This window comes from uncultured Granulicatella sp., assembly GCF_938030755.1.
Classification (GTDB): Bacteria; Bacillota; Bacilli; order Lactobacillales; family Aerococcaceae; genus Granulicatella.
Genome location: NZ_CALHIF010000026.1, coordinates 1 through 13,125, shown reverse-complemented (window position 1 = coordinate 13,125; position 13,125 = coordinate 1). Strand labels below are relative to the sequence as shown.

General features: G+C 38.0%; 16 protein-coding genes, 1 pseudogene and 1 other annotated feature. Of the genes and pseudogenes, 2 read left to right on the top strand and 15 right to left on the bottom strand.

Features of this window, described 5'->3' with window-relative positions; all coding sequences use genetic code 11:
- Window positions 1-6 precede the first annotated feature (6 nt).
- Window positions 7-369: an Asp23/Gls24 family envelope stress response protein gene (locus Q0594_RS02965; protein WP_298729525.1), complete on the bottom strand. Its 363-nt coding sequence runs from the start codon at window positions 367-369 to the stop codon at window positions 7-9.
- 247 nt (window positions 370-616) lie between these two features.
- Here Q0594_RS02965 and rpmB point away from each other — a divergent pair, with 247 nt between their 5' ends.
- A complete protein-coding gene (rpmB, locus tag Q0594_RS02960) occupies window positions 617-805 on the top strand; it encodes a 50S ribosomal protein L28 (protein WP_298729524.1) in 189 nt (62 codons plus the stop codon).
- Window positions 806-1,726: 921 nt separating this feature from the next.
- Here rpmB and Q0594_RS02955 read toward each other — a convergent pair.
- The 12 genes from Q0594_RS02955 to Q0594_RS02900 form a co-directional block, all read right to left on the bottom strand.
- Window positions 1,727-2,116: a VOC family protein gene (locus tag Q0594_RS02955; protein ID WP_298729523.1), complete on the bottom strand. Its 390-nt coding sequence runs from the start codon at window positions 2,114-2,116 to the stop codon at window positions 1,727-1,729.
- A gap of 106 nt (window positions 2,117-2,222) precedes the next feature.
- A complete protein-coding gene (locus Q0594_RS02950) occupies window positions 2,223-2,894 on the bottom strand; it encodes a thiamine diphosphokinase (protein ID WP_298729522.1) in 672 nt (223 codons plus the stop codon).
- Window positions 2,895-2,905: 11 nt separating this feature from the next.
- Window positions 2,906-3,550 carry a ribulose-phosphate 3-epimerase gene (gene rpe, locus Q0594_RS02945; protein WP_298729521.1) on the bottom strand — a complete coding sequence of 215 codons (645 nt, stop codon included), beginning with the start codon at window positions 3,548-3,550 and terminating at the stop codon, window positions 2,906-2,908.
- 15 nt (window positions 3,551-3,565) lie between these two features.
- A complete protein-coding gene (gene rsgA / locus Q0594_RS02940) occupies window positions 3,566-4,456 on the bottom strand; it encodes a ribosome small subunit-dependent GTPase A (RefSeq protein WP_298729519.1) in 891 nt (296 codons plus the stop codon).
- A 296-nt stretch (window positions 4,457-4,752) separates the two neighbouring features.
- Window positions 4,753-5,385, bottom strand: a complete 633-nt coding sequence (locus Q0594_RS02935) for a hypothetical protein (RefSeq protein WP_298729518.1) — start codon at window positions 5,383-5,385, stop codon at window positions 4,753-4,755.
- 576 nt (window positions 5,386-5,961) lie between these two features.
- On the bottom strand, window positions 5,962-7,149 hold the full coding sequence (locus tag Q0594_RS02930) for an acetate kinase (RefSeq protein ID WP_298729517.1): 1,188 nt from the start codon (window positions 7,147-7,149) through the stop codon (window positions 5,962-5,964).
- Between the two features lie 53 nt (window positions 7,150-7,202).
- Complete coding sequence (locus tag Q0594_RS02925; protein WP_298729516.1) at window positions 7,203-8,171, bottom strand: class I SAM-dependent methyltransferase; 969 nt, start codon at window positions 8,169-8,171, stop codon at window positions 7,203-7,205.
- A 360-nt stretch (window positions 8,172-8,531) separates the two neighbouring features.
- On the bottom strand, window positions 8,532-8,822 hold the full coding sequence (rpmA, locus tag Q0594_RS02920) for a 50S ribosomal protein L27 (RefSeq protein WP_298649642.1): 291 nt from the start codon (window positions 8,820-8,822) through the stop codon (window positions 8,532-8,534).
- A 22-nt stretch (window positions 8,823-8,844) separates the two neighbouring features.
- Window positions 8,845-9,177, bottom strand: a complete 333-nt coding sequence (locus tag Q0594_RS02915; protein WP_298729515.1) for a ribosomal-processing cysteine protease Prp — start codon at window positions 9,175-9,177, stop codon at window positions 8,845-8,847.
- A gap of 5 nt (window positions 9,178-9,182) precedes the next feature.
- Window positions 9,183-9,491, bottom strand: coding sequence for a 50S ribosomal protein L21 (rplU, locus tag Q0594_RS02910; protein ID WP_005607264.1), 309 nt, complete (start codon window positions 9,489-9,491; stop codon window positions 9,183-9,185).
- Window positions 9,492-9,506: 15 nt separating this feature from the next.
- Window positions 9,507-9,582: a sequence feature (ribosomal protein L21 leader region), on the bottom strand.
- 497 nt (window positions 9,583-10,079) lie between these two features.
- Complete coding sequence (gene groL, locus Q0594_RS02905; RefSeq protein ID WP_049554368.1) at window positions 10,080-11,699, bottom strand: chaperonin GroEL; 1,620 nt, start codon at window positions 11,697-11,699, stop codon at window positions 10,080-10,082.
- A 14-nt stretch (window positions 11,700-11,713) separates the two neighbouring features.
- A complete protein-coding gene (locus Q0594_RS02900) occupies window positions 11,714-11,983 on the bottom strand; it encodes a co-chaperone GroES (RefSeq protein WP_005607270.1) in 270 nt (89 codons plus the stop codon).
- Window positions 11,984-12,132: 149 nt separating this feature from the next.
- Between Q0594_RS02900 and Q0594_RS02895 the strand changes: the two genes are divergently transcribed.
- Window positions 12,133-12,396, top strand: a complete 264-nt coding sequence (locus Q0594_RS02895; protein WP_298729514.1) for a hypothetical protein — start codon at window positions 12,133-12,135, stop codon at window positions 12,394-12,396.
- Window positions 12,397-12,469: 73 nt separating this feature from the next.
- On the opposite strand, the gene Q0594_RS02890 is transcribed toward Q0594_RS02895, so the two are convergent.
- Complete coding sequence (locus Q0594_RS02890; protein ID WP_298729513.1) at window positions 12,470-12,859, bottom strand: DUF1310 family protein; 390 nt, start codon at window positions 12,857-12,859, stop codon at window positions 12,470-12,472.
- 126 nt (window positions 12,860-12,985) lie between these two features.
- Window positions 12,986-13,125: pseudogene (locus Q0594_RS02885) on the bottom strand (redox-sensing transcriptional repressor Rex); the annotation flags it as partial.

Here is a 13,125-nt window from a genome sequence, read left to right as displayed (position 1 = left end):
CAAGCATTACGCTTCGATGATTTTAACTCCTTGAACATATACATTCACTGTGTTCGCAGAGAATCCTAACATTGTTTCTAAGTTGTATTTCACTTGTTCTTGTACATTTCTACAAATTGCAGAAATTTTAGTACCGTATCCAACAATAATGTAAACATCAACCGCAACGCCCTCATCTTCTTGACGGATTACTACGCCACGAGAAAAGTTTTCTCTCTTCAAAATATCATTTAAGTTGTCACGAATTTGATTGCGGCTGGCCATCCCAACTACCCCATAGTTGTCTGTTGCAGCTCCACCTACAACCGTTGCAATGACTTCATTGCTCAGTTCAATTTGTCCATTTTCTGTTTGAATTTTTACTGTCATACGAATACCTCCCTTTGAATGTATAAAGGTTTCTGCCTATTTTTAGACAGATTGACACATTATTTCTATACTATAATATCACATTACTACTCGATTACCTAGTTTTTTATCAATTTTTAAAAGGGGGGCAATCTGTATAACCGACTCACTTGCAATCTTACTTCAACTATGCTAAATTATTTAGGTATATGATTTAGTTCAAAATTATATCAGCTGATAATGAATTAAATAAAGGAGGAGAATGAAAATGGCTAAAGTATGTTATTTCACTGGACGTCGTTCTGAAACAGGTAACACTCGTTCTCACGCTTTGAACGCTAACCGCCGTACTTGGAAACCAAACTTACAAAAAGTTCGTGTTTTAATCGACGGCAAACCTAAAAAAGTATGGGTTTCAACTCGTGCATTAAAATCAGGTAAAGTAGAACGTGTTTAATACAGAGCACTATTAAAAAGAGCTTAGGCGATATCCCTAAGCTCTTTTTGTTTATCTAAAATTAAGCCGAAGGCTTAAAACAATAGATCATGTATGCTAATTGCATTTCAAGCTGCTTGACGTTTTGGATAGCGGACATCTTTGTAATGGTACCGGCAGGAGCCTAAGGTCTCCTTGCCTACCAAGCTTCAAACCAAGGCTAAGCGACCAGTCGCTAATCCTTGGTAATTCACATTGGTTACTTTTCCATTACAATGACCGCTATCCGCCTCAAGCAGCTTTTCATGCTTTATCATTGAACCTCAATTATTTTAAGCCCCACTTTTATAAAAAGAGCTTGGGTATCGCCTAAGTTTTTTATCTGCTTAAACAGGTGCTCCTTTACCTGAGTTTAATGCCAGGAAACCAAGGGACCATGGGTGGTGCTTCTCATACTTTTAAATCGATGCGCATTTTTTAATTTTTATTTCAAAAAATGGAGTTTTTGAAAAGCCTATGAGATAGAGGTTTGAAGCAATCTCAAAGAAATGAAATCTATTTTCATCATTTGTAAGTTTATCCGTCTGTTGAGGTTTTATCCGCTACAAAAAGCTTAGAGATAAGGATGATAGAGGTTCTATTATTGAAAACAACGGGGAACGAAAAAATTCCAAAATTCACTTATAAGTGAATTTTGGAATTTCAACTAACTTTGTGAAAAACATCTCACGAAAAGAATCATATCATTCATTTTTGGGTAAAGCATTTTGACAAACTAAGCGAAGAATATGGCCTTAATGGCTTTCAAATTTAAAATTAAGTCTCAAACTTAATGTGAATGGATTGCAATATAAATTGAAAATAGGCATGAAAAAAGACGATAGATTTTTGATTTTTCTATCGTCTTTGTGTTTTTTATTTAATTAGACAAATTGGTATTTGTTAATTTGTAAATCTCAACAAATACCCATTTGGATCTTGTATTAAAAACTCTATTTGCATTTCTTCTATTCCATTAACTTGATATATGTTTCTAGTTAGTTCTCTGTATAATTCTATATTCAAATTATTCACTAATTTATAAAGCTCTTCAATATCATCAACAGCTATTGAAAAATTTATTCCTCTTCCTAATGGATATACTAGTTCACCTATATTCCAACCATCATCGTGAATTTGTTCAAACATAAACTGACTATCTTGAAATGACATGAAAACAAATTTATCTTCAGTACGTTCATATTCAATTTTAAATCCTAATTCTCTATAAAATTTTTTAGTCTGTTCAATATCAAAAACTGACAATTCGGGAATCATCCTATTAAAATTCATGTTTCTTCCTCGACAAATTATAAATTCCCAGCTCTACAAGCGAAGGATTTAATGATTTTTTCTTTTTTGGTGTAGGTAATTCATCCTAATTGTGCGATGTTTTGTGTTATCTCCAATGATCTCGGGTTTGGGCGACTAGGATAAGTCCTTTTGTAAAGGAGATGGTCATCTTGTCACTTGTAAATTCATTGCTGACAAGGGCCACTGGGTACGCGTAGCTTTTTGAATCGAGGGTGTATTTAACATTTTGTAGAGTTAAATTTTCCACAGGAGTCATACTAATAAAGGAAAGATACTTTGTAAAGTCCATCTTTTCAATCGTGTATGTACCTGGCTGGATGAAATTCACGACATTCGTTGCATCCTCAAACACCACATACGGAATAAGCGGTGCTAAGTCTGGTCGCATCATCGTCCATAAGGTACTAATTGCGTGGTCCACTCGTCCGCCAAAGGAACCGAGCACATGAATCGGTACTCCTTCGTAATGCTCCTTCACCCATAACAGTGCAGCCTCAAAATCCGTATCGTCTTTTTCAGAAGGAAGCTCGACAATCGTGTTCGCCGCCTCATGAATCAAGTCGCGCTGTTCTTTTGTGACAGAATCAAAGTCACCAATGGCTACTTCCATGGGAATATGCTGATCTAATAACCGAAGAGCCCCACCGTCGACGCCGATAAACCGGAAGTCTTCATAGGCCTTTGCGTATCGATTTTCTAAGAGCTTCTTGATATCCTCTTTGGTATTGGGTCCTCCCAAGACAATCACAACTTCCATCTTCGTCCCTCTTAAGTTTCTTTGATTGAATCAATCGCAGCTTTGATATCGTCTGCGTAGTATACATATGAACCGGCAACGGCAACGTCTACCCCTGCTGCTGCGCAAAGTTTCGCTGTTTCGCCGTTCACTCCGCCGTCTACTTCAATTAAGTAGTGGTAGCCTTTTCTCTGGCGTAACGCTACTAATTCGCGAACTTTGTCTAATGTTTCTGGAATGAATGATTGTCCGCCGAATCCTGGGTTCACTGTCATCACTAATACTAAGTCCACTTCGCTTAAAACTGCAGAAATGGCACTTACTGGTGTTCCTGGGTTAATCACGACACCGGCTTTCACGCCTTCTGCTTTAATCGCTTGAAGTGCGCGGTGGATATGTGGTGTTGCTTCCACGTGAACAGAGATGTAGTCTGCTCCTGCTTTTGCGAATTGTGGAATGAAGCGTTCTGGGTTTTGGACCATTAAATGGCAATCTAATACTAAATCCGTTACAGGACGTAATCCTTCAACGATATTTGGTCCTAATGTTAGGTTTGGAACGAATTGTCCGTCCATGGCATCGATATGAATCCAGTCTGCTCCTAATTTTTCGACTTTCTTAACGTCTTCTCCTAATGTTGCAAAATTTGCGCTTAAAATTGATGGTGCTACTTTCATGTTTTTCTCCTCTGACTATTTTTTTCGTTTATAGACTGGTTTTCTTTGGTCCAGCTCTTCATAGAAATTCAAATAATGGTCGTATCGCTCTTGCCAAATGTCTCCTGACTCTACGCCTTGAATCACGGCGCAGTTTGGCTCGTGTTGATGCGAACATTCTCTGAATTTACATTCATGTTCTACTTCGACAAACTCAGGGAATAAATGCGGTAAGTCTTCCTTCTCAATCCCCATAAAATCAACCGTACTAAATCCCGGTGTATCCGCAATCCACACGCCTTCGATTTCATGAAGTGAAACGTGACGAGTCGTATGTCGCCCACGCCCTAACGCATTCGAAATCTCTCCCGTTTCTTGGTTTAATTCCGGAATCATTTCATTAAGAAGCGTTGATTTTCCTACTCCAGATTGTCCAAGAAAAATCACTTTCTGACCTTTCAAAGCTTCCAAAAATGGCGTTTTATCTTTCATCACTTCTTGTCCAAAAAAGACAGGATAACCGATTTTTTGATAATTTTTTCGGATGTCCTCAAGCTTTTCTAATCCTTGCGCTGTTAACAAATCGGTCTTAGTAACCATGATAATTGGATGCACTTGTAATCCTTCAAGGTATACAAGGAAGCGATCCACGAGATGTGTTGAAAATTCTGGTTCCACCGCAGACATCACAATAATGCCAACATCGACATTGGCTACAGGCGGTCGGATTATTGTGTTTTTCCGTGGCAGGATTTTCGTGAGGGTTCCCTCTTGAAGATTACTACTTTCAAATTCAACCACATCTCCTACTAGAGGCGATTGTCCTCTTTTGCGGAAAACTCCACGCGCACGAGTCTGATAAATCATTCCATCGGATTCAATGTAATAAAATCCACTCAGCGCTTTAATAATAATTCCTTGAGTCATAAGTACTCCTTCAAAGTATAGATATCTTTATTATATAGCCTACGACAACACATGACAAATACTTGAAAAATTAGCATTCGTTCGAATTACTCTGAATACAACGGATGAACCCTATACTAGGAGTATGACATTGGTCACGTACTCTACCAACAAAAATCCCCCCCACATCCCAAAATACCTGAAAACGAGAACCTAAAAAGCTAGTTTTTCTTTTTATACCAAAGCTTTAGAGCTATTTTTAAAATTGTAGTTGTTTGTATATAGTATCAAGATAAGAAGTAAAAATAAGAGACAGCTTAACGCTGTCTCTTATTTTTACTTAAAAACTTAACTAAACAAATCGTTGATATGATAAACGACATAAATAAAACAAAAATTAAAACTCTTTCCCAAAAACCTACTCCAGGCGTTAAAGGAACTGCTGCAACTAGTGCTTGGATCACTGCAGAACCGACCCCAGTAACACCTAACGCCAAGGCTGCTCCGGTATATAGCAAAGAATGAAAATTACACACTCCAAAGACAGTCCAAGAGCATGCATTCCTAAAACCTGTATACGAACGATTATCTATATTGTGAATAACTAAAGTTTTATTCTTTAAAGCTTTAAAATAATCAGAAAGAGGTTCCACCCCATTTTCTTTATCAAGCACATCATTAATTTCCGCAACAGCTTCGTTAATCTTCTCTACAGTCAATTCTTTATCAAAGCTTTTTAAAACTTTTTTTAATTCTTTTTTATTGTAAAAATGTAAAGTATAATGACCTTCTTTTTCCTCCAATTTTAAATAATGAGAAAGAACTTGTCCCTCTAAATTTTGTTGTTCCGTAACGGTATTATCTACAACTTCATTTGCATACCCTTTACTCGAAATAAAGAAGAATACCACTGACAACATAGCTATAAAACTTATAAACACCTTTTTCATTGTATTTTTCTCCTTTACTTTTTATTTTGTTTTTATGTATATACTAATTTTACTCCTCTTTTTTTCTGCTTAAAAGTCTTTTTTTTATTTTTAGTAGCGGTATAATCAAATTCATGGTCGTCTTTTATAGAGGTTTGCTCCGCCCCTGTAACCCCGAGCAAGCGTGCGACGCTTGACCCGACCTCTAGCAATTAAAATTCCAAAAATTCAAAGAAATCCCATAACAACAACGACAAATTCAAAGGCTCTCTCAGCGATTTATCGCCAAGAGAGCCTTTGAATTTGGCAGGCGAGAGCCTGTCTCCACTCCCACACTCCGTCTCGCGTAGCCTACTGAGAAGGATTTACGCAATAATCTGCACCTTTGAAGAGAAACGGATAAACCTTGAATTTTATAGTAGTGATAGTAGAGAATAAGAATCGAAATGAAGTAGAGCCCCACAGCGGATGATCCGCCATGGGGCTCTTTGAATTCGATAGGTGAGAGACTTCGGCTCGAGCCGGTCTCCTACAATGACTACTATAAAGTTAATCCAAAGGATTTTTTATAGTTTCTCGTTTGAACCTTCGGTTCTCTTATTTGCGTAAACGTTCGATGTCACGCGCAATCTCAACCTCTTCATTAGTTGGGATATTTAATACTGTAACTTTCGCACCTTCAGAAGAAATGATTGCTTCTGAACGAGTATCATTACGCTCAGGATCGATATCGCAACCGAACCAAGTTAAACCGTTGATGATACGAGAACGAATTGATTTAGAGTTTTCACCGATACCAGCAGTGAAGACGATAGCGTCCACACCGTTCATAACAGCAACATATTGTCCAATGTATTTTTGAACGCGGTCAACGAAAATTTCCACTGCAACTTTAGCATCTTCGTTTGTTTCACTCGCAGCTTCAACGTCACGCATGTCGCTTGATACACCTGAAAGGCCTAATAGCCCTGATTTTTTGTTTAAGATGTCAACCATTTCGTTAACGTCTGTAATATTTAATTTGTTCATTAAGAATGCTACTAATGAAGCATCGATATCCCCTGAACGAGTTCCCATTGTAACCCCTGCAAGTGGAGTGAATCCCATAGATGTATCTACAGATTTACCACCATCAACCGCAGTAATTGAAGCACCGTTTCCTAAATGGCAAGTGATGATTTTTAATTCTTCAATTGGTTTGCCTAATAATTCAGCAGCACGACGTGAAACATAGCGGTGGCTTGTTCCGTGAGCTCCGTATTTACGCGCTTTGAATTTTTTGTAGTATTCCATTGGAATGCTGTATAAATAAGCTTTTTTAGGCATTGTTGTATGGAATGAAGTATCGAATACAGCAACACTTGTAATGTCTGGTAAGATGTGTTTGAATGCGCGCATTCCTACAGCTTCTGCTTTGTTGTGTAATGGAGCAAATTCTGCTAAGTCTTCTACTTGTTGGATAACAGTATCATCTACTAAAGCTGAATCTTTGAATAATTCTCCACCTGCAACGACACGGTGACCAACACCAGTGATTTCATCGAATGAAGAAATAATGTTTAACGCTACTAATTGTTCTAATAATTTTTCTACCGCAACTTCGTGGTTTGGAATATCTTCTACCACTTCAAATTTTTGGTCGTCTCCATAGCTGATTGAGAAGATTGAATCTCCTAATCCGATACGTTCTACTAACCCTTTAGCCACCACTTCTTCTTGTGGCATATTAAATAATTGGAATTTCAAGCTTGAACTTCCTGCATTAATCGCGATTGATTTTGACATGCACATTCTCCTTTAATTTAAAATTAAGCCCGCATCTGGGTCTAACAGATTCATTATAACATTTCTTGTGCCCATTTTTCGAATGTTAGAGTGAATTTTCTGAATTTTTCTCTGTTTTTAAATTCTGGGATATCCCCGAGAAGGACTTGACTCACTTGTTTAGCCGAACCCCCTCTTTTTTGTACAATGAGTAAAGACTTACTAAATTGCACATCTTTAAATAAATTGCGAGGGAAAGCGAGCATTGCTTGTACATATGTTTCTTTTTGCAAGTAAGCCAGTAACGTTTTCCCTTCGACAGTCTCAAATAGATTTGTCGGAACGATGAACAATCCGATTCCCGCTTCCTTCAAATAGCGAATATGCTGTTCAATCAGTAAATGATGGGCAAAAGAATGACCTTCTTCATTTTTTGTCTCAAAACGAGCGGCGTTGGCATCGACAGGATAATATCCAATCGGTAAATCACTTACTACGAAATCTTGTGGTTCCACAAGTGAATCTTGCAAGCCATCTTGCAAGGAAGTCTTCACATCTAATTGTTCTAATGCAAAAGCTTGTAAAGCTAAATGAACGAGTACTTCATCATTATCAATAGCCGTCGCTTGGGCTGGTTTTCCTGCTGATTGTAAAAATAAGAGAATCGTACTCAGTAAATTTCCACTTCCCGCAGCAAAATCCGCAATTGTAATAGCTTGGTCTTTCTTCGTCATTTGGTCAATCATATACGCCACGAGTAAGCCGATTGCATCTGGAGTCATTTGATGGATGGTTTGCAAACCATCTTCTTTAGCGGCTTTCAAGAACGTGAATTGAATCATACGGCGAATCTCTTCACTCGAATAGCTGGTTAAATCTAATTCTTTATACACTTTGTTTAATTCTTGGACCACCTCATTACTTGGCAGGCCTTCAACTTGTTGCGCGGTGTTGTTATTGAGAATGTTTTGTAAGGTTTCCCCTAGGGCTTCTACATTCGAATAGCCGATTTCTTTTTGAAGCATCTCTACTACTTTTGCCAATTCCTCGAACGCTTGGATTTCTTTTCCCGTTTCTATAAAAATCCCTCCTTCTATTTTTAAGAGTCTTTGAGCTTTGAAAACTATGGAATAGGTTCATTCACATTTTTACTAACAAAACTACGTAGAACTTTCAAATCCTATAATAGAAATACTAGCGATTGTACTCAATGTGAATTATTGACTCTGGAAATTCATTTCCTAGAGTCCCTTTGAAGCTTGAGAGGAAGGAAGACGCAAGGCTTCCTCCACTGCAGCTAGTATAGCTATTATAGAGTGATTTGAAACATTCGAAGCGGTTTTGTGAAACTCTCATTTTTCTTAAAAAAAAGGATGTGACTGAATGTCACATCCTACTCATTATTATTCAGCAGCAACTACTGGATAAACTGATACTTGTTTTTTGTCACGGCCTTTACGTTCGAAACGTACGATTCCGTCAACTTTAGCAAATAAAGTATCGTCTCCACCTCTACCTACGTTTTCACCTGGATGGATTTTTGTTCCACGTTGGCGGAATAAGATTGAACCACCTGAAACGAATTGTCCATCAGCACGTTTAGCACCTAAACGTTTTGATTGTGAGTCACGTCCGTTTGATGTAGAACCGCCCCCTTTTTTATGGGCGAATAATTGTAAATTCACTTTTAACATAGTTGTGCACCTCCTTGATTGATTATGCAACAGTTACAGCTAGAAAGTCTTGATATTCTGATTGAATATCTTCTAACCCTAGTAATAGACTATTTAATAAAATTTGAGTTGTATGTTCTTGATCTTTCGTCAAGTCCTCTACAACTTCCATATATAAGTAACCACCTTCACCCTCGTCGACTTCGACAATCGGTTGATATCCTGCTAACTTCTCTATGCTGTTCACAGTTGTAATAGCCAGAGCCGATACCCCTGCGCAAACGATATCCGAACCATGTTCTCTATAGTTTGCATGTCCAGTCATTTCAAAGGAAACAATCCGTTGGTTCTTCTTGTGTACAGTCACTTGAATCATCGTGATTAAGCGTTGATTGCGTCAATAACAACTTTTGTATAAGGTTGACGGTGACCTTGTTTACGGTGTGAGTCTTTACGACGTTTGTATTTGAAAGTTACAACTTTCTTTTGACGGCCTTGTTTTTCAACAGTTCCTTCAACAGTTGCACCTGCTACGAATGGAGCACCAACTTTAACGTCATCTCCACCTACAAATACTACTTCTTCGAAAGTTACTTTGTCGCCAGCTTCTGCGTTTAATTTTTCAACGTAGATTGCTTGACCAACTTCAACTTTAACTTGTTTTCCACCAGTTTTTACGATTGCGTACATATTGCACCTCCTATATTTTAGACTAAGACTCGCCAGTTTAAAGTGCCGATTCCGGTCTTTTGTACTCTAATCCGAGCGGTTGTAGCTGTGGTGCTTCACAATTACAACACGACTATTTTAGCAAAAAAGAACGCCCCCGTCAACCATTGTGACTAGCCTCTACATACGACCATTTTGAGGCTTATGAGGTGAGAGACTACAGGCTCGAACCGTTGTCCCATTATAGCTATTATCAATAAATCCTTCCGTGATTGAAGTTTTATCTTCCTCTCTATTCCTTCCTTTTTTAAGAATCACAAAAAAAGTGTTCAAAACGAAGAACCCCGAGGATTCCATAGTATTCGCAACGGGAGTAAGCATTCAAAGCGAATTATGGACTCTTAAAAATTTATTTTTTAGAGTCCATTTGAATCTTGAAAGAGCTTGAGACTTCGGCTCAAGCCGGTACCTCGTTGCATATACTATAGAGAAATCCTCGGGGGTTCGTAGTTTTGAACAAAGTTCAATTTTTTAGTAAGCACCTTTCGGTGTTTTATTGTAACTAAAAAGAAAAAGAGGGGTGAAAAACTTTCACCCCTCTTCCTTTGATTACATCATGCCCATACCCGGATCCATTCCTGGCATTGGTGGTGCTACTGGAGCTGGTTTGTCAGCTACCACAGCTTCTGTTGTTAATAATAATGCTGAAACAGATGCAGCATTTTGTAATGCAGAACGTGTTACTTTCGTTGGGTCAACGATACCTGCTTCAATCATGTTTACCCATTCATCTGTAGCAGCATTGTATCCAATGCCTTTTTCTTCAGATTTCAAACGAGCAACAATGACCGAACCTTCAAGACCCGCATTTTCTGCGATTTGACGTAATGGTTCTTCTAATGAACGAGATACGATTTTCGCACCTGTAGCTAGGTCACCTTCTAATTCAAGAGCGTCAACTACTTTTTGAACGTTCACAAGAGCTGTTCCTCCACCTGAAACGATACCTTCTTCAACCGCTGCGCGAGTGGCATTTAGGGCATCTTCAATGCGAAGTTTTTTCTCTTTTAATTCTGTTTCAGTAGCGGCACCGACTTTAATTACGGCAACCCCACCTGATAATTTAGCAAGACGTTCATGTAATTTTTCACGGTCGAAATCACTTGTTGTATCTTGTGCTTGTGCGCGAATTAAAGCAACACGGTTCGCGATTAAGTCTTTAGAACCTGCACCTTCAACGATTGTTGTGCTGTCTTTAGAAACCACCACTTTACCAGCTGTCCCTAATTGCGCTAATGTTGCGTCTTTTAATTCTAAGCCAAGGTCTTCTGTAATGACTTGAGCCCCTGTTAACACAGCGATATCTTCTAACATCGCTTTACGACGGTCACCAAATCCTGGAGCTTTGACAGCTACCACGTTAAATGTTCCGCGTAATTTGTTTAATACTAATGTTGGTAAAGCTTCGCCATCCACGTCATCCGCGATGATTAATAACGCACGTCCTTGTTGAACGATTTGTTCTAATAATGGAATGATTTCTTGGATGTTTGACACTTTTTTATCTGTGATTAAGATAAATGGATTGTCTAAAGTCGCAATCATCTTGTCGTTATCAGTTACCATGTATTGTGATAAGTAACCACGGTCAAATTGCATTCCTTCTACAACATCTAATTCTGTTTCAATCCCTTTAGATTCTTCGATTGTGATAACGCCGTCGTTCCCCACCTTTTCCATAGCTTCTGCGATTAATTCACCGACTTCAGCTGAACCTGAAGAAATGGCCGCAACTTGTGCGATCGCTTCTTTTGATTCTACTGGACGAGAAATGCGGTGTAATTCTTCAACCGCTGCTTTTGTCGCAAGTTCAATTCCGCGACGGATGCCTACTGGATTTGCTCCAGCTGTTACATTTTTCAATCCTTCACGAACGATGGCTTGTGTTAAAACAGTTGCTGTAGTTGTACCGTCACCGGCAATATCATTTGTTTTTGAAGCGACTTCAGCCACGAGTTTTGCACCCATGTTTTCGAAATGATCTTCTAATTCGATTTCTTTGGCGATTGTGACCCCATCATTTGTAATCAGTGGAGAACCGAATGCTTTTTCTAATACAACATTACGTCCTTTTGGTCCTAATGTTACTTTTACTGTGTTTGCTAAAACGTCCACACCGCGAAGCATGGCACTTCTTGCGTCTTCTGCAAATTTAATATCTTTCACCATAATTGTATCCCCCTTTATTCAACAATTGCGATAATGTCTTTTTCTTTCACGATAATATATTCTTGACCATCTAATTTTACTTCTGTTCCTGAATATTTTTCGAATACGACTTTATCGCCAACCGCCACTTGACGGTCTTCTGCAGCAGTGAATTCGCTTGTCGCGATTACTTTTGCAAATTGTAATTTTTCTTGAGCAGTGGTTGGTAGGAATAATCCCCCAGCAGTTTTTTCTTCTTGCTCTACCATTTGAATAACAACTCTATCTTTTAAAGGCTTTAACATATAAAATCCTCCTTTATTTTTTAGCACTCGAAAACCACGAGTGCTAACTCATAGTTTTATAATACTCATTTGGTCAGAAAAAATCAAGAATAAATACTTGCTTATTTTTCAAGAATTATGTAAGATTTTGACAAGAAAGGATGATTGCAATGCCTAGAAAAATTTTCTTTAGAAAACTTTATTTTGAAATTGCATTAGCTATCTTCTTTATCTTTCTAGCAACCTCTCATTATCCTGGAAATGGATTTGACTTTATCACATTATTCTGCTGTCTATTCGCAACAACAAACATCGTAACAAGTATCAATATGCTTCGAACTTACAATGAATTAAAGAAACTTGCTACTATCATGGAAGATTTCCAAACGGATGATGATTCTCTAGACGATAAAGATCCAGAAGAAAAGCACTAATCACTGCATAAACGCAATCGATTAGTGCTTTTTATGTTTTTAATTCTTAGTTTAGAGAAAAAGCTCTTATTCCTTATGGCCTATTTTTTATCAAGTCTGAGACTTCCTTTGAATATCCCGTTGAAGAATGTTCGAATTGTCCAGTATTCAGATTTTTAGTCAAACTAAAACTCACGCTTAATTTCTTATTGGAGTTTAAGTATATTTTAAAGTGAATTCCTCCCATAGGGTTATGCTGAATAGACTCAACATCAATTTCATAGGACTCAATCGCTCCGCCTTCTTCTAACGCTTTGTGATCTAAGTCTTTTAATTGATTCTCAATCGATTCTCTCACTTGTGCACTTTGAACTAAAGTGACCATTTCATGCTTCTTTACCAGATTCAACGTTACAAATCCACCGATGATTAACGCGATTACTGCAACGATTCCAAGCATTCCACTACTGAATTTCTTTATCATTTTCTTCAGTCCCCCTTATGCATTTAAAGGTTCTACTTGTTTTGTATAGTATATCATGAATTTTCGCATTTCTGAATACTCTTATTTTCATACAAAAAGGCACCCTTTTCGGATGCCTTTCAAAAATTATTTTTGATTGTCGAGGAAATAAATTAGAGTTTGAAGTTCGTTTGTTAAGTCTACGTTTTGAACTCGAACGTTTTCTGGAGCGTTTAATCGAATTGGTGTGAAGTTTAAAATGCCTCGAACATTTGCTTCTACAATAC